Origin of the sequence: Mesorhizobium sp. WSM4312 (assembly GCF_002294875.1) — a bacterium.
In the GTDB taxonomy this organism is placed as follows: domain Bacteria; phylum Pseudomonadota; class Alphaproteobacteria; order Rhizobiales; family Rhizobiaceae; genus Mesorhizobium.
Map to the genome: position 1 here is coordinate 365846 of NZ_NSFU01000002.1, position 18272 is coordinate 384117.

General features: G+C 64.5%; 18 protein-coding genes. 11 read left to right on the forward strand and 7 right to left on the reverse strand.

The genetic code is table 11. The features are described from left to right. The first annotated feature begins 172 nt into the window (after positions 1–172). Positions 173–1225 (forward strand): LacI family DNA-binding transcriptional regulator, encoded by a 1053-nt coding sequence (locus tag CK228_RS05055; RefSeq protein ID WP_095787096.1) that lies wholly within the window; start codon positions 173–175, stop codon positions 1223–1225. On the opposite strand, the gene gndA is transcribed toward CK228_RS05055, so the two are convergent. From gndA to CK228_RS05085, 6 genes are all read right to left on the reverse strand, one after another. Further along, positions 1222–2649, reverse strand: coding sequence for an NADP-dependent phosphogluconate dehydrogenase (gndA, locus tag CK228_RS05060; RefSeq protein ID WP_095787097.1), 1428 nt, complete (start codon positions 2647–2649; stop codon positions 1222–1224). The two genes, CK228_RS05055 and gndA, sit on opposite strands and share 4 nt — an antisense overlap. Positions 2650–2814: 165 nt before the next feature. Beyond that, the gene (locus CK228_RS05065; protein WP_095787098.1) at positions 2815–4449 is read right to left on the reverse strand and encodes a copper resistance CopC/CopD family protein; all 1635 of its coding nucleotides are present in this window, start codon (positions 4447–4449) and stop codon (positions 2815–2817) included. A 55-nt stretch (positions 4450–4504) separates the two neighbouring features. Then, a complete protein-coding gene (locus CK228_RS05070) occupies positions 4505–5023 on the reverse strand; it encodes a YcnI family protein (protein ID WP_095787099.1) in 519 nt (172 codons plus the stop codon). 39 nt (positions 5024–5062) lie between these two features. Beyond that, positions 5063–5602, reverse strand: a complete 540-nt coding sequence (locus CK228_RS05075; RefSeq protein WP_095772435.1) for a copper chaperone PCu(A)C — start codon at positions 5600–5602, stop codon at positions 5063–5065. A 97-nt stretch (positions 5603–5699) separates the two neighbouring features. Further along, the gene (locus CK228_RS05080) at positions 5700–6056 is read right to left on the reverse strand and encodes a DUF2946 family protein (RefSeq protein WP_095787100.1); all 357 of its coding nucleotides are present in this window, start codon (positions 6054–6056) and stop codon (positions 5700–5702) included. 122 nt (positions 6057–6178) lie between these two features. Next, a complete protein-coding gene (locus CK228_RS05085) occupies positions 6179–7069 on the reverse strand; it encodes a GntR family transcriptional regulator (protein ID WP_095787101.1) in 891 nt (296 codons plus the stop codon). 253 nt (positions 7070–7322) lie between these two features. On the opposite strand from CK228_RS05085, the gene CK228_RS05090 reads away from it, so the two are divergent. The 6 genes from CK228_RS05090 to CK228_RS05115 all read left to right on the forward strand — a co-directional run bounded on the left by CK228_RS05090 (position 7323) and on the right by CK228_RS05115 (position 14968). Next, the gene (locus CK228_RS05090) at positions 7323–8828 is read left to right on the forward strand and encodes an altronate dehydratase family protein (protein WP_095772432.1); all 1506 of its coding nucleotides are present in this window, start codon (positions 7323–7325) and stop codon (positions 8826–8828) included. 62 nt (positions 8829–8890) lie between these two features. Further along, on the forward strand, positions 8891–9889 hold the full coding sequence (locus CK228_RS05095; protein ID WP_095787102.1) for an aldo/keto reductase: 999 nt from the start codon (positions 8891–8893) through the stop codon (positions 9887–9889). A 330-nt stretch (positions 9890–10219) separates the two neighbouring features. Continuing rightward, a complete protein-coding gene (locus tag CK228_RS05100) occupies positions 10220–11215 on the forward strand; it encodes an ABC transporter substrate-binding protein (protein ID WP_095199574.1) in 996 nt (331 codons plus the stop codon). Positions 11216–11368: 153 nt separating this feature from the next. Then, the gene (locus CK228_RS05105) at positions 11369–12922 is read left to right on the forward strand and encodes a sugar ABC transporter ATP-binding protein (RefSeq protein ID WP_095772429.1); all 1554 of its coding nucleotides are present in this window, start codon (positions 11369–11371) and stop codon (positions 12920–12922) included. Further along, positions 12919–13887 (forward strand): ABC transporter permease, encoded by a 969-nt coding sequence (locus CK228_RS05110; RefSeq protein ID WP_095772428.1) that lies wholly within the window; start codon positions 12919–12921, stop codon positions 13885–13887. Before CK228_RS05105 ends, CK228_RS05110 begins: the two co-directional genes overlap by 4 nt. A 64-nt stretch (positions 13888–13951) precedes the next feature. Next, a complete protein-coding gene (locus CK228_RS05115) occupies positions 13952–14968 on the forward strand; it encodes a zinc-binding alcohol dehydrogenase family protein (protein ID WP_095787103.1) in 1017 nt (338 codons plus the stop codon). Between the two features lie 15 nt (positions 14969–14983). Here CK228_RS05115 and phnF read toward each other — a convergent pair whose 3' ends face one another. Then, complete coding sequence (phnF, locus tag CK228_RS05120) at positions 14984–15733, reverse strand: phosphonate metabolism transcriptional regulator PhnF (RefSeq protein ID WP_095772426.1); 750 nt, start codon at positions 15731–15733, stop codon at positions 14984–14986. A 120-nt stretch (positions 15734–15853) separates the two neighbouring features. On the opposite strand from phnF, the gene phnG reads away from it, so the two are divergent. The 4 genes from phnG to CK228_RS05140 are packed head-to-tail and all read left to right on the forward strand — an operon-like array spanning position 15854 to position 18250. Further along, on the forward strand, positions 15854–16315 hold the full coding sequence (gene phnG, locus CK228_RS05125; protein ID WP_095772716.1) for a phosphonate C-P lyase system protein PhnG: 462 nt from the start codon (positions 15854–15856) through the stop codon (positions 16313–16315). Further along, positions 16315–16926, forward strand: a complete 612-nt coding sequence (gene phnH / locus CK228_RS05130; RefSeq protein WP_095787104.1) for a phosphonate C-P lyase system protein PhnH — start codon at positions 16315–16317, stop codon at positions 16924–16926. Before phnG ends, phnH begins: the two co-directional genes overlap by 1 nt. 2 nt (positions 16927–16928) lie before the next feature. Further along, complete coding sequence (locus CK228_RS05135) at positions 16929–18041, forward strand: carbon-phosphorus lyase complex subunit PhnI (protein ID WP_095787105.1); 1113 nt, start codon at positions 16929–16931, stop codon at positions 18039–18041. Next, entirely contained in the window at positions 18038–18250 is a 213-nt protein-coding gene (locus CK228_RS05140; protein WP_179295811.1) for a hypothetical protein, read from the forward strand. The genes CK228_RS05135 and CK228_RS05140 overlap by 4 nt, the downstream gene beginning before the upstream one ends. The last annotated feature ends 22 nt before the right edge of the window (positions 18251–18272 follow it).

Below are 18272 nucleotides of genomic sequence, written 5' to 3' on the forward strand. Positions count from 1 at the left end.
GAATTCGCGACTGCATGTCGTCCTGCGAATTCGCCCGCCAGCGCGGTGCAATTGGCAATCTGTAACGTTTCAGTATATTGACGGATTGCCGGGCTTGAAATCATGCCACGCCGCCAATCACGGCGATTGCCGACCCGGCCTGCGGCTGCTATGCGCCTGATGGGCGGGACGAATGGACAGACGGAATACGGAAAAGAACGAGGAAGCGTCGGCGCAGGAGCGGCCAACGCTGAAGACGCTTGCCTTCATGACCGGGCTGGGCGTCACCACCGTGTCGCGCGCCTTGAAGGATGCCCCTGAGATCGGCGCCGAAACCAGGCGCCGCGTCCAGCTCGTCGCCAAGCAGATCGGCTACCGCCCGAACCGCGCCGGCGTCAGGCTCAGAACCGGCAAGACCAATGTCATCAGCCTCGTGCTCAACACCGAGCAGGAGATCATGAGTTTCGTCTCCGACATCATCTACGGCGTCTCGGAAGTCATTGCCGACACGCCCTACCATCTGATCGTCACGCCCTATTCGCGCTCGCAGGATCCGCTCGACCCGATACGCTACCTGGTCGAGACCGGCTCGGCCGACGGCGTCATCATTTCACGCACGCAGCCGAACGATCCCCGGGCCCGCTACATGCTGGAGCGCGGCATTCCGTTTGCCACGCATGGCCGCACCGAGATGGGGCTGGTCCACCCCTATCATGATTTCGACAATCACGCCTTCGCGGTCGAAGCCGTACGGCGCCTTGCGAGCATGGGACGCCGCAAGCTTGCTTTGCTGACGCCACCCGTCGGACTGACCTATTACGGCCATACGGTAAACGGCTTTGCCGATGCGCTGAGCGAGGTTGGCGCCAGCGAGATCCCGTTCAGCACCGTATCGATCGACCATTCGATCGAACAGATCAGGACGAGGACCGCGCAGTTGATGCGCCGCGACATCAGGCCGGACGGCTTTGTCAGCAGCGCCGCCGCCGCCACCCTTGCGCTCGTCGCCGGCATCGAGGATGCCGGCCTCAAGCTTGGCCGCGACGTCGACATCGTCTCCAAGCAGTCATCGGACCTTTTGCATCTGTTCCGGCCCGAACTGCTGATCGTCAACGAGAACTTCCGGCTGGCGGGCTCCGAACTCGCCCGCTCAGTGCTCGGCTGGATCGGCGGCGCGGCACCCGGCTCCCTGCAAAGTCTCAGCGTGCCGGGCGAGGTCCTGGCCTACAATCGCTCCCCGGACTAACCGGCAGCGCCACTGCCCCACGGACCGTGGAAGGCACCCTGCTCGCCGATGCGTTCGAAGCCATGCGCGCCGAAGAAGTCACGCTGCGCCTGGATCAGGTTCGAGGTGCCGCGGCCCTGGCGATAGCTGTCGAAATAGGCAAGTGCGGAAGACAGCGCCGGCACCGGCGCACCGGCCTCGGAAGCCCTCGCCACGATACGCCGCAGCGACGGGTGCGCTTCCTGCATCAAGCTGATGAAAGCGGGCGCCATCAAGAGATTGGTCGAAGCGCCGCCGCTGCTGAAGGCCTCGGCCATCGTATCCAGCATCTGCGAGCGGATGATGCAGCCGGCGCGCCAGATCCTGGCGATGGTTGGCATCGGCAGGTTCCAGTTGAACTCCTTCGAGGCGCCGCTCATCACCGCGAAACCCTGCGCATAAGCCGCGATCTTGCCGGCGAACAGCGCCAGTTCGAGATCTTTCAGCAGCGCATCCTTGTCGCCGGAAATCTTCGATACCCCGATGTTGCCATAGGCTTTCTCGGCCGCCAGCCGCTCGTCCTTGATCGACGACAGCACACGGGCCGCCACGGCCGCCTCGATCGCGGTCGCCGGAATGCCGAGTTGCTGCGCCTCGATGACCGACCATTTGCCGGTGCCCTTCTGGCCGGCGCGGTCGAGGATGACGTCGACCACCGGCTTGCCGGTCTTGGGATCGTCGGCGGCGAGCACCTTGGCGGTGATCTCGATCAGGTAGGAGTTCAGCCGGCCCTTGTTCCAGTTGGAGAACACCGCGCCGATATCCTTCGGGCCCATGCCCAGGCCATCGCGCAGAATGCCGTAGATTTCGGCGATCATCTGCATGTCGGCATATTCGATACCGTTGTGGATCGTCTTGACGAAGTGGCCGGCGCCATCGGTGCCGAGCCAGGCGGCACAGGGTTCGTCCTTGAACTTGGCGGAGATGGCGGTCAGCACTTTTTCGACCCGCTTCCACGAATCCTCCGTGCCGCCGACCATGATCGACGGGCCATGGCGCGCGCCCTCCTCGCCGCCGGACACGCCCATGCCGATGAAGGTCAGGCCCGAGCCGGACAGTTCGGAGAAGCGCCGCATCGTATCGCGGAAATTGGCGTTGCCGGCATCGATGACGATGTCATTGTTGGACAGCACGCCGCGCAAGGCTTCGATCTGTTCATCGACCGGCTTGCCGGCCAGCACCATGATGATGATCGGGCGCGGCGGCCGGATCGCGGCGGCAAGTTCTTCCAGGCTGTAGCAGGGCACAACCATGTTCTTCAGCGCGCCGGCATTCTCGACGAAGGCGTCGGTGCGTGCCCGGGTGCGGTTGAAGACGGCAATGCTGTGCCCGTGCTCGGCGATGTTCAGCGCCAGGTTGGAGCCCATCGTACCAAGGCCGATCAGGCCGATTTCGGCTTTTTCCATCGTTTCTTCCCTGCTTTCGGATCTTGTTGGTTGGAGCCCGCGATTTTGCCGGATGCCCGTTCTTCCCGGGATGATTGACGGGCCTTTCGGGCCGCGTCAACCGCCTCGCCGAATTGTGTTGCGGTTGCACAATGCAGGCCGTTCGACAACAATCACATCTGTCGGCTACGGCCGGACGTCCACAGGCGCTTCGATCTTCACCATCTTGAAATCCGAGACCAGGATGTCGATGCGCACAGTCCAGCGCCCGGGAACCGGAATGACGAGGTTGTCGACACGCCAGCTGCCGTCGCCGGGCTTCGTCGCCGCGCGCTTCAGCGGCTCGATGCCGGAATCGGGCTTCGACAGCACCAGCGTCACCTCCTTGGCGTCAAGCGGCCCGAAATCGCCGGTCATGATGATCATCGAGGCCGCGACAGGCCCGGCATGGCCTGGCGTGATACTGAGATCTGCCATCGCCTCCAGCGCGTGGATGTGGAGCGAGACCGGCTGCGCCGCCGCGATCGCCAGCGCCCGTGGGGGCGGCGTGAAGCGCCAGCCCGCGGCAACGCCGAAGATCGCCAGCACGATTAGCATTTCGACGCCGATCGAACGGGTGAGCCTGCGCTGCACCTCCGTAGCGCCCGCCTCGGCGGAAGCGGTGAGTTTCCAGCGATTGACCGCGGCCAGCGTGAACAGAAAGACCAGCAGCGCCAACTTGACCAGCAGCAGCCGGCCATAGGCGGTGCCGGCCAGCGCCGAGGGCGTCTGCACCTGAATGACGGCAAGCACGATGCCGGCCGCGGCAAGCACGGCGACCACAGGCAGGATCGCGCAGGAGAACCGGCGCAGGAACGCGACGGCGCCCGGCGTCTGGCGCTTCAGCGCGAGAGCGAGCGGCACCAGCGCGCCGCCCCAGAAGGCAATGCCGATACCGTGTACGAACACCATCGGCCGCGTCAGCCATTGCGGCTCGGCCGCGCTGGCGTGGCCGCTGGCGGCAAGCGCGACGCCGACGCCAAGGAGGCCGGCGAGCGCCAATGGCCTGGCGAGTACACGCGGTCCGGCCAACGAAAGCAAACCGAGCCCCAGCGCGGTCAGGGCGGCCAGCACCGTCCAGCCGAAGGAGGTGCCGAGCCCGGTCCGCCAGATCACCGGCTGCGCCAGATGGGAGAGCGGTGCTCCGAGTGCATCGAGCCCCTGAAAGCCGAGCGACAGGGGTGCCGCCATCAGGCCGCACAGGATCGCGGCCGCGACAAAACGCTGGCCGGCGCGTCCGTTGCCCGCCAGCCAGGCAAGGGCGAAGGCGCCGCCGACACCGAGGAAAAGACCGATGTAGAGAAAGATCTTGCCGATCCAGATCGCCGACCGCGACGGCCAGTCGACCGCTTCGGACACGGCGGGTGGTTCGCTTGGTGCGCCGATCGAAAACAGCAGCGAGCCGCCGACCGGATGGCCGTCGGCGGAAATGACGCGCCAGCTCAGCACATGCGTGCCGGATTTGAGCGCTTGCGGATTGTCGATCTCGAGCGTCTGGTCGGTGAGGCGGAAGGATGTCAGCCCAACCGGCGTGCCGTCGGGTTTCACCAATGTCAGCACTAAGGGCGAAACCGGTTCGCTGAAGGTCAGTGAGAACTGTGCCGGAGCCTGCGCCAGCACGGCGCCGTCGGCCGGGTCGGTCTTGATCAGCGCGGCATGGGCAAAGGCCTGGCTGGTCGAGGCTACGAAGATAACCGCCATGAGCAAGCCCAGCAGTCCGCCGGCAATCCGGCCGACGCGCTTGCTATTGGTATCGACCACCCGGGAAGATGTTGCGGTCATGCCAGGCCACGAGGCTGCGGCGCGCTCCGGCAAGCAGAGCGCGCCAGGGGACAAACTATTTCTTCGATGTGAGCTTGATGCCGGGCGCCGGGGTCTCCAGCGCGTCTTCATCCTGCCCTGCCGCCGGGATCTCGATCCAGCGGTCGACGGCATCGCCGCATTCCTGCACCACTGGGAAATAGAGCTTCTGGCCGACGGGCAGATCCGCCGTCAGCGTGGCGCGGAAGATGAACTCGTCATAGAATTCATCCGGCAAATTGCCGCCGCTCCAGTCGACTTCCTTGACGCCGTCGGTCACCGCTTGGCTATAGAGCTGATAGGACTTTTCATATTTGCCCTTCTTGGTCTGCAGCGTCCAGCCGGGTTTCGGCATCGGCTTCACCGCGATCACCCCTTCCGGGATCTGCACGCGCACGGCGGTCGTCGCCTTGCCGTCGCAACCATGCGGCACCCGCAGCGCCGCCTTGTAAGTCGAGCCGACCGCCGCTTCCTGGGTTTCGAGTGTGATATGCGCGGAGGCGGCATTTGTCCCCAAAGCCAGAATCGCCCCGGCCGCCAAAAGATACTTGTTCATGATGGTCCCTCTAGAATTCTGATCGGTACGACGGCCGGTTCAGTCGTTGTCTTCTTGGGGCGCCGCGCTGCCAATGGCCTGCACGGCGAATTTGATCGTCACCGTCCCGGCCTTTTCGAAGGTCAGCGTGGCGGCGAACATCTCGCCTTGCTTGGGTGGCTGCTTCAAATCCATGAACATCACATGATAGCTGCCGGGACCCAAAACGACCTTGCCGCCGGGTGGAATCTCCAGGCCGCCGACAACGGGCCGCATGGTCATGACGCCGTCCTTGACACCCATCTCATGCAGTTCGGCCTTGTCCGAGATGTCGGACGAAATCGACAGCAGCCGGTCCGGTGCGCTGCCGTTGTTTGTAATGGTGAAATAGCCGCCGGCCACCTTGGCGCCCATCGGCGTGGCGCGTGACCAGGGATGGCCGATCTCGATATCGCCGACCTTGAACTCATGCGCCAGGACGGATTGGGCGCCGGCGAGCATGATTGCCAAGGCCACCACGGCAGTGCCGAGACGCTCCTGGACGTGGGACAGAATGCGGCTGAACAGAGTGCCTGCCGCTATGGGGGAAGAATGGGACATGATTGCTCCATGAAGTGATTATCGCGCCGTTGCCGGTCGCGAGCCGTTTGATCTTTGGATGGGTGCGCCCGCGAAAGGTTCCGCCGGGCGAGCAAGCTCAGGCCACCAGTGGCGGCGCGCGCGGATTCGACGGCGAGCGTTCGCGCGCGAAGTCGAGGTGGATGCTCACCGGAAAAACGAAGGCGACCGCTTCGAATGCAAGGCTGGCCAGGGCCAGCCCGGCGTCGGGCGGCGGCGCAAAGGCGGATGAAAACATGCTGCAGCCAAGCGCGCAGCAGGCCGGCAGATGCGACGGGTGCTGGTCACCGCCGGGAAGCTGGGTGGCACCGTCGTGGGTACAGATGACATTGCCGAAGGCGTCGAGCTGCGCGGCATTCGGCCCGGTTACGAAGGCGAACGCGCCGAGCGCCGACTGAAGCAGCAGCAGGCAGGCCGCGACAAGCGCGGTCGGCATGCTCCAGCGTCTCCCCCGGCGGTTCAAGCCATCTGCCTCTTCAAGCAACTCCTGGAGGGATACCTATCATGGCAGCGGCAGGTCGAAAATCGCCAATTCGATGCTGCGGCAACGCGGCGCGATCAGGATTTCTGCAAGGGGATGGAGGTCAACAGCGTCTGGCGCGCCGACTTCAGGTGCTTGCGGCAGGCGGCGTCGACCTTGCCGAGGTCGCGCGATTTGAGCGCCTCGATATAGGCAAGGTGCTCGCCGACCGCGACTTCGTTACGCTCGCGCTCCTGCGCCTTGTTCCACTGGTAGTGGTAATGGAAGATCATGGCGATGACGTCGTAGAAATCGACGATGAAACGGTTGTGCGAGGCCCGGTGGATCAGCCGGTGGAAGCGCTCGTCCAGCTCGGAAAACGCGTTGAAGCGCGTGGCGATCTCTCGTGCCAGCAGACGATGTTCGTCCTCCAGGCGGTCGAGATCGGCCCAAACCGGGCTGTCCTGCGGCAGGGCGGCGAAGGCAGCCGCCGAGCGCAGTTCGAACATCTCGCGGATCTCGGTCAGTTCGAGCGCGAAAGCCCGCGTAAAGCCCTTCAGCACCCAATGGCTGTTGCGGCGCTTCTCGATCAGGCCGAAGCGCGAGAAGCGGATCAGGAACTCGCGCACGCTGGTGGTGCCGACGCCGATCTCGCGCGCCAGTTCAAGCTCGTTGATCTGCATGCCGGCCTCGGCGCCGCCGGCGAGCAGGCGCCGCATGAACGACCGCTCGATGATTTCGGCCAGTGTGTCTGTCTCTTCCTCGGGGAAAAAATCGTCGGGTCGCGGATCGCGCAGCACTGTCTTGGCACGCTTGTTCCAGGCGATCAGCCCGGTCTCCTCCATGCGCGCCAGGATGCTGCGCACGGTCGTGCGGCTGACGCCCAGCAGCGTGCCCAGTTCCGGTTCCGACGGCAGGCTGCGCGTTTCGTCGAGCAGCCTGAGGCACCTGTTATAGGCGTCCTTGTAGACGTTGTTGCTCTTGGACATCCCCTGACCCATTCATGCCGGCGCTTGCGGCGGCCGGCTTGAAGCGCAATATGACGTTCCCACGACCCTGAAAAGCAGGAATTGCTTTCGCCGGGGCACGGTCCATTGTTTGCAGCGCCGCCGCCAGCCAGAGGCGTGCGGAACGCCCGTGAAAAAACAATTGACGCAAAACTGTTTTTTCACGATAAAAGACATTAGCTCTTAACAAGCGCGTGTCAATCCGCGCATCCCAGGATCACCCAGGAAACCGCCCGTGAACGTCTCGAACACCATTCTTCTGTCCCCCGCCGACAATGTCGCCGTTGCCAATGGCCGCATCGAGATCGGCACGGCTCTGCCGGGCGGCGCGCTTGCCACCGCCGTCATCGAGCCCGGCCACAAGGTGGCGATCAAGCCGATTGCTGCCGGTGAAGCCGTGGTCAAATACGCCCAGGCGATCGGCCGCGCCACGCAGGACATCGCACCGGGCGAGCATGTCCATTCGCACAATCTGGTGTTCGAGGCCGGCCGCCTGCCGGTGGTGCCGCCGAGTGAGGCCGAGCATGCGACAGCGGCCGACCGCGCCCGCACCTTCATGGGGTATCGCCGCGCCGATGGCCGCGCCGGCACGCGCAACTTCATCGGCATCATCGCCAGCGTCAATTGCTCGGCCACGGTCTGCCATTCCATCGCCGACACCGCCAACCGGACCTTGCTGCCGAAATATCCCGGCATCGACGGTTTCGTGCCGATCGTCCACGGTCAGGGCTGCGGCATGAGCGGCACTGGCGACGGCATGATGGTGCTGCACCGCACGCTTGCCGGCTATGCCCGCCACCCGAATTTCGGCGGCGTGCTGATGGTCGGCCTGGGATGCGAGGTCAACCAGCTCACCCTCTATGGCCAGAAGGGTGTTGCCGCGGGAAAACGCCATTTCAACATCCAGGACGCCGGCGGGTCGCGCAAATCGGTGGAGAAGGCGATGGCCGTGCTGGCCGAGATCGCCGAGGAAGTCGGTCAGTTGAAGCGCGAGCCAATTCCGGTCAGCGAGATCGTCGTCGGTCTGCAATGCGGCGGCTCGGACGGCATGTCGGGCATCACCGCCAATCCGGCGCTGGGTGCCGCCGTCGATATCCTGGCCGGCGTCGGCGGCATCGGCATCCTCTCCGAGACCACGGAAATCTACGGCGCCGAGCATCTGCTCGCCTATCGCGCGGCAACGCCGGAGATCGCGCAGAAGCTCGACGGTTTCGTGAAGTGGTGGGAAGATCACGTCGCCAAGCATGGCGCCTCGATCGACAACAACCCCTCGCCCGGCAACAAGCGCGGCGGCCTCACCACCATCCTGGAAAAGTCGCTCGGCGCGGTCGCCAAGGGCGGCCAGACGCCGCTCAATGGCGTGTTCGGCTATGCCGAGAAAGTCACCGGCAGCGGACTGGTGTTCATGGACACGCCCGGCTACGACCCGGTCTCGGCCACCGGCCAGGTCGCCGGCGGCGCCAACGTCATTGTCTTCACCACCGGCCGAGGCTCCTGCTTCGGCTGCCGGCCGACACCGTCGATCAAGGTCGCCACCAACTCGACCATGTATCACCAGATGGAAGAGGACATGGACGTCAATTGCGGCGTCATCGCCTCGGGCGAAAAGACCATCGCCGGCATGGGCCGCGAGATCTTCGAACTCATCGTCGAGACGGCTTCCGGCCGCAAGACCAAGAGCGAGGATTTCGGCTATGGCGACAACGAGTTCGTGCCCTGGCATCTCGGCGCGACGCTCTGAATTCAACGCATATGTGGTAGAACTGCCGGGCGGGACAGCGGCCGGCAACGGGGAGGGTTTGCATGGAAAAACGCCGCATCGGCAGCACGGCGCTCGAAGTCACCGAAGTCAGCTTCGGCGGCGCCGCGATCGGCGGCCTTTACCGCGCCTGTTCACGCGAGGCGGCGATGGAGACGCTGCAAGGCGCCTGGGAGGCGGGCCTGCGCTATTTCGACACCGCGCCCTTCTATGGGTTCGGCCTGTCGGAACGCCGCTTCGGCGACTTCCTGCGCTACAAGCCGCGCGATTCCTACGTGCTGTCCACCAAGGTCGGCCGCCTGTTCCGGCCGGTGCCAGAAGACCAGGTGCCCGACCACTCCTATGTCGATCCGCTGCCCTTCGCGCTCGACTACGACTATTCCTATGACGGCATCATGCGGTCGGTCGACTTCAGCTATGCGCGGCTTGGGCTGAACAAAATCGATATCCTGTATGTGCACGACATCGGCGCCTACACGCATGGGGTCGAGAAGACCAAGCTGCACTTTCGCCAGCTCATGGATGGCGGGCTCAAGGCACTCGAGGAGTTGAAGCGGGCCGGCACGATTTCCGCCTATGGTCTCGGCGTCAACGAAGTCCAGATCTGCCTTGACGTGATGCGCCGGGCGCCGCTTGACTGCATCCTGCTCGCCAGCCGCTATTCCTTGCTCGACCGCAGCGCCGAAGCCGAACTGCTGCCGCTGTGCCGGGCGCAACAGACGTCGCTGGTGATCGGCGGCGTCTTCAACTCCGGCATATTGGCGACCGGGCCGGTGCAAGGCGCGCATTTCGACTACCAGCCCGCCAGCCGCGATATGCTCGATCGGGTCGACGCCATGGAGAAGATCGCCGGCGAAGGCGGTTACCCGCTGGCCGCCGCCGCCTTCCAGTTTCCCCTGCACGAGCCGGTGGTCGCCACCGTGCTGACCGGTACCGCCAAACTGGCAAACCTGACACGTAACCTCGAACTGCTCGACATCAACGTGGCGGAGACGGAATACGCCAAATATCGTCCCTACACGGTGGTGCAGGGCCTGGCGTGAAGCCGGCGTCCGCCAGCGTTGACAGGCGAGGCTCGGCTTCACAAATGCGCGACTCCGCGGAAAGAATGAATGTTCCATATTGACTAACAGATGGAATTAATATTCCATGTATTCACGAAACGGGAGCGTTCGGCTGCGTCCAGGGAGGAGGGGCGCGTGATTGTGTCCGTGCCTGACATGGGAATCAGGTGCGAAACACCGCTTGCATCGTCCAGATCGATGCACTATCAAAACAGCGTAAATGTTTTTTATTGATAAAGTTCTGTTTGGGCCACGCCTATCCGAACGGAGCTTCCGTAACGTTCACCGGGCGACTTAGGGAGGTATCCTATGAAATTCGTGACCAGCATTCTCAACCGCCGCGCCGTCATGGCCCTGGCAGCAGCGTCGATGCTCGCCGGCGTCATGCACTCGGCGCCAGTTTCGGCGGCGGATGTGACCATTCCAATCATCGTCAAGGACACCACGTCCTTCTACTGGCAGATCGTGCTCGCCGGCGCCCGCAAGGCCGGCAAGGATCTCGGCGTCAACGTGCCGGAACTCGGCGCCCAGGCTGAAACCGACGTCAACGGCCAGATCTCCATCCTCGAGAACGCCGTCGCCGGCAACCCGGCCGCCGTCGTCATCGCGCCGACCGAAGCCAAGGCGCTCGGCAAGCCGATCGACGAGGCAGCGGCCAAGGTCAAGGTCATCGGCATCGACTCCGGCGCCGACTCCAAGGCCTTCACCTCGTTCCTGACCACCGACAACGTCCAGGGCGGCCGCGTCGCCGCGGACGGTCTTGCGGCAGCTATCGGCGCGGCCAATGGCGGCAAGGTCGAAGGCAAGGTTGCCCTGATCACCGCACTGCCTGGCGCCGGCTCGCTCGAGCAGCGCGCCCAGGGCTTCAAGGAACAGCTCAAGGCCAAGTATCCCGGCCTCGAACTGATCGCCGACAAATATGCCGACGGCCAGGCCACCACCGGCCTCAACATCGCGACCGACCTGATCACCGCCAATCCGGACCTGAAGGGCATCTTCGCCTCCAACCTGATCATGGCGCAGGGCGTCGGCCAGGCGATCGCCGAGAACAAGCTTGCCGGCAAGGTCGGCCTGATCGGCTTCGACAGCGACGAGAAGCTGATCAAGTTCCTGAATGACGGCGTCATTTCCGGCCTCGTCGTCCAGGATCCCTACCGGATGGGCTATGACGGCATCAAGACCGCGCTCGCCGCTTCGAAGGGCGAGAAGGTCGAGGCCAATGTCGACACTGGCGCCAACCTTGTCACCAAGGCCAACATGAAGGATCCCAAGATCGACGCGCTGCTCAATCCGAAGCTCAACTAAGCCTCGGTTGAGACGCACTGTTTCCGGGGCCTCGTGCCCCGGAAACGACAGCGACGTCGTTTGGAAATAGGGCAACCTGGGCTAGGTTGCCCTGGCAGGCATTTCGAAGCCCGCCGCAGGCCCAGATCGTGAGGCCAATCAGGGAGGATTGTCATGACATCGACGGCTCAAGACCTGCACCCCGCCCCTGTGCTGGAGCCTGGCAGGACGATCCTCGAACTGCGCGGCCTCGAAAAGAAATATCCCGGCACCCATGCGCTGAAGCCGGTGACGCTGGCCTTCAAGTCGGGCGAAATCCACGCCATCGTCGGCGAGAACGGTGCCGGCAAATCCACTCTGATCAAGCTTCTCACCGGCGTCATGCCGCGCACCTCCGGCGAGGTCATCTGGGAGGGCAATCCGGCGGCGCTGGCGACCCCGCATGAGGCGATGGCGCTCGGCATCAACGCCGTGCACCAGGAAGTCGTGCTCTGCCGTCATTTGACGGTCGCCGCCAACATGTTCCTCGGCGAGGAGAATTCGCGCTTCGGCATCCTGCAGCAGCGCGTCATGGTCAAGGAAGCGCAGAAGATCATCGACGATCTCGGCTTCGACCTGCCGGCGCATGTCATGCTCGGCGACCTCACCATCGGCCAGCAGCAGCTGATCGCCGCCGCCCGCGCCACCGTGCGCGGCACCAAATTCCTGATCTTCGATGAGCCGACCGCCTACCTGACCCGCAAGGAGGCCGACCAGCTCTTCACGCTGATCCGTCGGCTGAAGTCCGAGGGCGTGACCATCATCTACATCAGCCACCGCATGGAGGAGGTCTTCGAGCTCGCCGATCGCGTCTCCGTGCTGCGTGACGGCACGCTGGTCGGCACCAGAAACATCGCCGAGACCAACGATGCCGAACTGGTCAAGCTGATGATCAACCGCTCGATCGAGCAGGTCTATCACAAGGAGCACTTCACGCCGGGTGCCGCGATCGTGGAGACCAGGAACCTGTCGGGCAAGGGCTTCGAAAATGTCTCGATGACCGTCCGCGCCGGCGAGATCGTCGGGCTCTACGGGCTGATCGGCGCCGGGCGCAGCGAATTCGTCACCACGCTCTACGGCCGCCATCGCAAATCGGCCGGCCAGATCCTGTGGGAAGGCAAGCCGGTTCAGGTCAATTCGGAGCACGATGCGATCAGGCTCGGCATGGCGCTGGCGCCGGAAAGCCGCCGCGACCAGGGCCTTTGCCTCAATTTGCCGGTTGGCCTCAATCTCAACCTGCCGATCTACAAGCGCATCTCCAAAAACCTGTTGATCTCCGGCGCGCAGGAGAAGGCCCAGGCCGACCGCCAGATCGCCGATCTCCGCATCAAGACGCCGACACGCCATGCGCTGGCCTCCAGCCTGTCGGGCGGCAACCAGCAGAAGATCGTCATCGGCAAATGGCTGGCGCATGGCGCCAAGCTGTTCATTTTCGACGAGCCGACAGTCGGCGTCGATGTCGGCACCAAGGCCGAAATCTACCGCCTGTTCGGCGCGCTCTTGTCGAAGGGCGCCGGCATCATCCTGATCTCGTCCTACCTGCCGGAAGTCTATGAGCTGGCCGACACGCTGCATGTGTTCCGCCGCGGCAAGCTGGTGGCGACACACGGATTCCGCACCGCCGATCACGAGGAAATTCTCACACAGGCGCTCGCCGAGAAACAAGAAAAGCTGGGAGGAAAGATATGAGCACCGAGGCGATCCCTGCCGAAAAATCCAAGCGCAATTACAACGCCCTGTTCGGGCTGACGCTGCTGGCGCTGCTGGTGCTGCTCTGGGTCATCCTGTCGCTGTCGACATCGAGCTTCGCCTCGGCCAACAACATCTCGAACCTTTTGCGTCAGGGTTCGATGATCGCCATCCTGGCGGTCGGCCAGACCTTCGTCATCATCACCGGCGGCATCGATCTGTCCGTCGGCGCTGTGGTCGGCTTTGCCACCGTCATTGCCGCGATGCTGATCAACGCCGGCATACCGGTCTTCCTCGCCATCGCGATCACGCTGCTGGTCGGCGTTGCCATCGGCCTGTTCCACGGCTTCGGCATCGTCAAGATGGGCCTGCCGCCCTTCATCATCACGCTGGCGACGCTGACCTCGCTGCGCGGCATCGGCCTTCTGATGACCAACGGCAACTCGATCTCCATCAACAATGACGCCTTCCAGGAATTCTCGCGCAACTCCTTCCTCGGCGTGCCCAATCTGTTCTGGATGGTTATCCTGGTCGGCATTCCGGCCTACATTTTCCTGCATCACAGCCGCTGGGGCCGCTACCTCTTCTCGGTCGGCTCGAATGCCGAGGCCTCGCGCCTCTCCGGCGTCAATGTCCAGCGCACCATCTACATGGCCTACACGCTGTCGGGCCTGTGCGCGGCTTTTGTCGGCGTGCTCCTGGCCTCGCGCATCGGCATCGGCAACCCGACCCAGGCCGAGGGCTGGGAACTGCAGGCGATCGCGTCCTCGGTCATCGGCGGCACCTCGCTGTTCGGTGCGGTCGGCTCGGTGCATGGCCCGCTGCTCGGCGCCTTCATTCTCGCCACCATCAACAACGGCGCCAACCTGCTCAACGTCAACGCCTTCTGGCAGCGCATCATCACTGGCGTGCTGATCATCGTCATCGTCTATTTCGACGGTCTGCGCCGCCGCGGCGGCAAGTGACCATTGCTGAAATCGATCTCCGGCCCGGCGTGAAGACAGGTCGGAAACCCAATCGGACTGAGACATGAAAGCCGTTATCTGCCGCTCGCCCGGGGAACTCATCCTGGAAGACCGCCCCGCGCCCGGCGCGCCCCCTGCCGGCTGGGCGCTGGTCGCGGTCAGCCATGTCGGCATCTGCGGCACCGACTACCACATTTTCGAGGGCAAGCACCCGTTCCTCGCCTACCCCCGCATCATGGGCCATGAAGTCTCCGGCACCGTCATCGGGACCGGCGAGGGCGTCGATCTTGCCGTCGGCGAACCGGTCGTCATCAACCCTTACCTCTCCTGCGGCAAGTGCATCGCCTGCCGGCACGGCAAACCGAATTGCTGCGTCAAGATCGAGGTCTTGGGCGTCCATCGCGACGGCGCCATGTGCGAACGCATTCTTGTCCCGGCGCGGAATCTCTATCCGGCCAATGGCCTGTCGCTGGCCGACGCAGCAGCCGTCGAATTCCTGGCCATCGGCGCGCACGCGGTACGTCGCGCCCGTGCCGATCCCGGCGCTCGCGCTCTGGTCATCGGCGCCGGCCCGATCGGGCTCGGCAACGCCATCTTCGCCCGCATTGCCGGGCTCGACGTGACGCTGCTCGACATGAGCAGTGAACGTCTCGTTTTCGCCGAAAACGAACTTGGCTTCAGGATCCTCGACGGCTCGCGCGGAGCGGTGCCGGATCTGGTCAAGGAAGCGACATCGGGCGAAGGCTTCGACCTGGTCTTCGACGCCACCGGCAACACCCGGTCGGTGCAGTCGGCTTTCGCCCACGTCGCGCATGGCGGCACACTGGTGCTGGTCAGCGTCGTCAAGGACGACATCGTCTTCTCCGACCCTGAATTCCACAAACGCGAAATGACGCTGGTCGGCAGCCGCAATGCACTGCGTGCCGATTTCGATCATGTCGCAGACTCGATCCGCAACGGCGCCGTGCCCCTGGCCAAGCTGGTCACCCACCGCACGACGCTGGCCGATACGCCGAGCGATCTCGCCCGCTGGGCGCATGAGAAATCCGGCCTGATCAAGGCCGTGATCGAGATCGGATAGTCGGCAGGATTCGGCTCACAGCGCCGACAGTTTGAGCTCGACCCGCTCCGCCGGAAAGCGCGACTCGGAGAACTGGATCGGCTGACCGTCCGGCGTGATGTTGACGGCCACCGTGACCAGCACGATGGCGCCTGGCTGCAGGTCGAGGTCGGCGAGATCGGCCGCATCGGCATGGCGTGCCGACAGCACGGTCGATTGCCTGAGATAATCGTCGATGCCGAAGCGGGCCAGCGACGCGGTGATCGAGCCAGTCTCAGCCATCGCCTTGTCGATGCCGGCAAAGCGCCTGGCATCGAACCAACCAGCAGCACGTGACACAGGCCGTCCATCGGCCTCACCGCGTGTCTCCAGCCGGATCACCTCGGCGCCCTTCGCAAGGCCAAGCCCTTCGGCGACACGCGGGCTGGCCGGCTCGACCGACGAGGCAAGCAGCACGATGTGCCGTTCCGAGGTTTGTCCCTGCAGGCCCGTTGAAAAGCGTGTGCGCGCCCCGATCGGATAGGACAGCCGCTTGCGAGACAATACGAAGGTGCCACGCCCCTGCTCGGCCCGCAGCACACCTTCCTGCACAAGCGCCGATATGGCGCTGCGCACCGTGTGGCGATTGACGCCATAGCGCTCGGCGAGCGCCACCTCCGGCGGCAGCGCGGCATTCTCGGCGAAATCGCCGGTGGCGATCGCCTGCAGGATCCTGTCGGCGATCTGCCGCCACAGCGAGACGCCGCTGCGCCGTTCAATACTGTCGGCTTCCTGTCGCCCGATCATAGTTGGCCCCTGCCTTCCGTCCCCTGTCATCCACTCGTCATGGACTCGCGCTAGGTAATATGTATAATTTGTATAGTTGTCTATATCAATAGACAAATTTAGCAAAGAGGAATGCTGCCGATGCGAGGACAGGAAGCCCGCGACCAGGCCGGACGCAAAGCCGCGATGGCGACCCTGGCGCAATCGAGCGGCGACGATATCGTCCGGCTCTGGAACGAAGCCGGCCTGCCTTCGCAGGCCGAACTGCTGCGCGGTCCCGAGACCGGGCTGGTGACGCTGCGCGGCCGCATCGGCGGCGGCGGCGCGCCGTTCAATGTCGGCGAGGCGACCGTCACCCGCGCCACTGTCCGGCTGCCGTCCGGACAGGTGGGCCATTGCTACGCGCTTGGCCGCGACAAGCAGAAGGCGAAGCTGGCGGCGATCGCCGACGCGCTCTGGCAGGACCCTGCCCGCCGCGCCGAGGTCGAGACCAGGCTGATCGCGCCTTTGAGGTCGGCGCTCGCCGCTGCCCAGGAAAAACGCCGCGCCGAGACAGCGGCAACGAAAGTGGATTTCTTCACCATGGTTCGCGGAGAAGACTGATGGATATCGCAGCACAATCGATCGAGGGCGGCTTTGCCGATCCGGTGTTCAACGCCCAGACGGTGTTTCGCGCGGTCATGGACGCGATGGCGCGGCCGGGCAGCGTGCAGCCTCTGTCGGCCCTGGCCCGCCCGCCGGCGCCGCTCTCGCCAACCGCTGGCGCCGTGGCACTGGCGCTGTGCGACAACGACACGCCGCTCTGGCTCGACCCGGCCCTGCACGCCTCCGCCGCGATCGGCTCCTGGCTTGGTTTCCACACCGGCGCGCCGCTGGCCAACACGCCTGCCGACGCGCATTTCGCCTTTGTCGCCACGCCGGCCGAGATGATGGCGCTCGACGGCTTTGCGCAGGGAACGCAGGATTATCCCGACAGGTCGACCACCCTGATCCTGCAGGTCAGCGACCTCGTTTCAGGCACTCCGTTGCTGCTGGAGGGTCCCGGCATCGAAATCAGCGCCACGATCGCGCCGGCGCAGATGCCGCGTCATTTCATCGAGCAGTGGAAGCAGAATATCCAGCGCTTTCCGCGCGGCGTCGACATCATCCTCGCCACATCAGAAGGCGTAGCCTGCCTGCCGCGCACGACGCGCATCAAGACGATGGAGGCTTGAAGATGTATGTCGCGGTAAAAGGCGGTGAAGCCGCAATCGCCAATGCCCACAGCCTGCTCGCCGATCGCCGGCGCGGCGACCGTTCGGTGCCGGCACTGCGCCTCGACCAGATTGTCGAACAGCTGGCGCTCGGCGTCGACCGGGTGATGAGCGAAGGCTCGCTCTACGACCGTGAACTCGCGGCACTCGCCATCGTCCAGGCGCGCGGCGACATGATCGAGGCGATCTTCCTGGTGCGCGCCTATCGCACCACGCTGCCGCGCTTCGGCTACACCAAGCCGATCGACACCGGCGCCATGCTGGTCGAACGGCGCGTCTCGGCGACCTACAAGGATCTGCCAGGCGGCCAGTTGCTCGGGCCGACCTTCGACTACACGCACCGGCTGCTCGACCCCGAACTTGCCGCCGGCGCCGGTGTCGCCGAACCCTTGCGGCGCGAGACGGAAGCGCAGGCCATGCCGCGCGTCTCGGCGATCCTCGCCCGCGAAGGCCTGATCGAACCGGATGGCCAGATGCCGCAGGACTATGTGCCCGGCGACATCACCCGCGAGCCGCTGGAATTCCCGATGGCGCGCGACATCCGCCTGCAGGCGCTGTCGCGTGGCGACGAGGGTTTTCTCCTGGCGCTCGGCTATTCCACCCAGCGCGGCTATGCCCGCAACCATCCCTTCGTCGGCGAAATCCGCATCGGCGAGGTCGAGCTGGAACTCGATGTCCCCGAACTGCCCTTCGCAGCACCGCTCGGCACGGTGCGGGTCACGGAGTGCCAGATGGTCAACCAGTTCAAGGGCTCGGCCAAGGCGCCGCCGCAGTTCACCCGGGGCTACGGCCTGGTCTTCGGCCAGAGCGAGCGCAAGGCGATGGCCATGGCGCTCTGCGACCGCGCCCTGCGCGCCTCCGAGCTCGGCGAGGACATCATCGCCGCCGCCCAGGACGAGGAGTTCGTCATCTCCCATTCCGACAACGTCCAGGCAACCGGCTTCGTCGAACACCTGAAGCTGCCGCACTATGTCGACTTCCAGGCCGAACTCGACCTCGTGCGCCGCATGCGCGCCGAATATGAGGCCCGCGAAAACCCCGCGAGGGTCGACGAGAAGCGGGAGGCCGCGGAATGACCCTAGCTGCCGCTATGCCCACCATCGGCGCCGCCACTATGACCAGCGCTGTAGTGGCCATTATGCGCCTCGTTGAACCCCTTGCTACCGGCAACAGTTTCGCCTTGCGCGCCTTCTTTCGGTGCGGGCAGAACCATGCGCCGAAGGACAAAGGCAACCGCGCCGACAAACACCAACAGGAGAATTCCGAGATGCACCCATCCGGTTGAGTTCATCTGAATTCGCCCCTGT